A 1,162-nucleotide genomic window follows, 5' to 3' on the forward strand; every position below is an offset into this window, starting at 1 on the left:
ACGTCTGGCGCACCAAGCACTACCGCGTCGCAGAACCCTGCAACAAAAACAACACCGCCCCCGGCTGCACCCCCAACAGGTAACCCAGAACCACCACAGCGAGGCATGTCGGGGCAACCCCACACGCAGCCGATTGGAGAGAGACCATGCGCACAAAACCGGCACTCAAACGGTCCGAGGTCGCGTCCCGGGCACTGGGGCTCGGCCTCGCCGTGCTACTGGGGGTCAGTGCGTGCTCGGGACCGCCCGAGACTCCCGCCCAAACCAGCATTCCGATGGGGACACCGACACCGCTGGCGTCCTCACCAACGGCGAGCCCGAGCGGCAATGCGACAGCCAGCTCTAGTCCAAGCCCGAACAACGCGTACGTACCGGCCACCAGCACGTCACCGGCCAAGAACGTGCCCAAACCGGTCCTTCCCGCACTGGCGAAGAAGAAGACCTTCGAGGGTCAGAAGGCGTTCATCAAATATTGGATGGAAACCTACAACTACGCCTTCGACACCGGCGACACGGCTCCATTCGGTGCAGTGTCCGCCCCTGACTGCAAGGCATGCAAGACCATCACCACCGGCGCAAAGGCCATGCGAATGAAGAACAGTGCCTGGCGAGTCGGGGTTCGCACAGATTTTGACTTGTCCACGGCAAAACAGCGTCCAGCAGTGGACGGAATGCAAGTAATCGATGTCAGAGCAACCGACCAACCTGGCACGTTCTGGACAACCACCGGAGAAAGCAAATCGTACAAGCCCATCAAAGGCGGCACTGCGCAGATGCGTCTGTGGATCGAGTACATCGCTGGCCACTGGAGAACTGTCGACATGCGTAAGATCGGCGGCTAAGTCATCATGAGACGGCAGCCACTGGCACTGGTGAGTGTTTTCTTTCTCCTGCTCTCGCTCATCAGCCCCTCCCCAGCACTCGCCAATGAAGGAACGGACTTTGACAGTGGTTCAACTCAGGACAAATTTGAGATAAGTGCGTCTCAGGCAAGTCCACGCGCTCCGAAGCCAGGTCCGGTGGTGGTCAAGGGCAAGAACCCCAAAGCGCCCGGGGCCGGATCCTCCTCGAACGGGACACGAGGACCCAAGTTCATCTGGGACACCACCACCGTCTGCAACAACTCCCTCCCCAACTCCCGCATCAGCAAAGCGGTCAGCAA

1 protein-coding gene is annotated in these 1,162 nt (G+C 60.2%); it reads left to right on the top strand.

Annotated features, from left to right (window positions below):
* Positions 1-146 precede the first annotated feature (146 nt).
* Positions 147-842 (top strand): DUF6318 family protein, encoded by a 696-nt coding sequence (locus tag DWQ67_RS13665; RefSeq protein ID WP_147433707.1) that lies wholly within the window; start codon positions 147-149, stop codon positions 840-842.
* The last annotated feature ends 320 nt before the right edge of the window (positions 843-1,162 follow it).

Origin of the sequence: Galactobacter caseinivorans, assembly GCF_003640665.1 — a bacterium.
GTDB lineage: Bacteria > Actinomycetota > Actinomycetes > Actinomycetales > Micrococcaceae > Galactobacter > Galactobacter caseinivorans.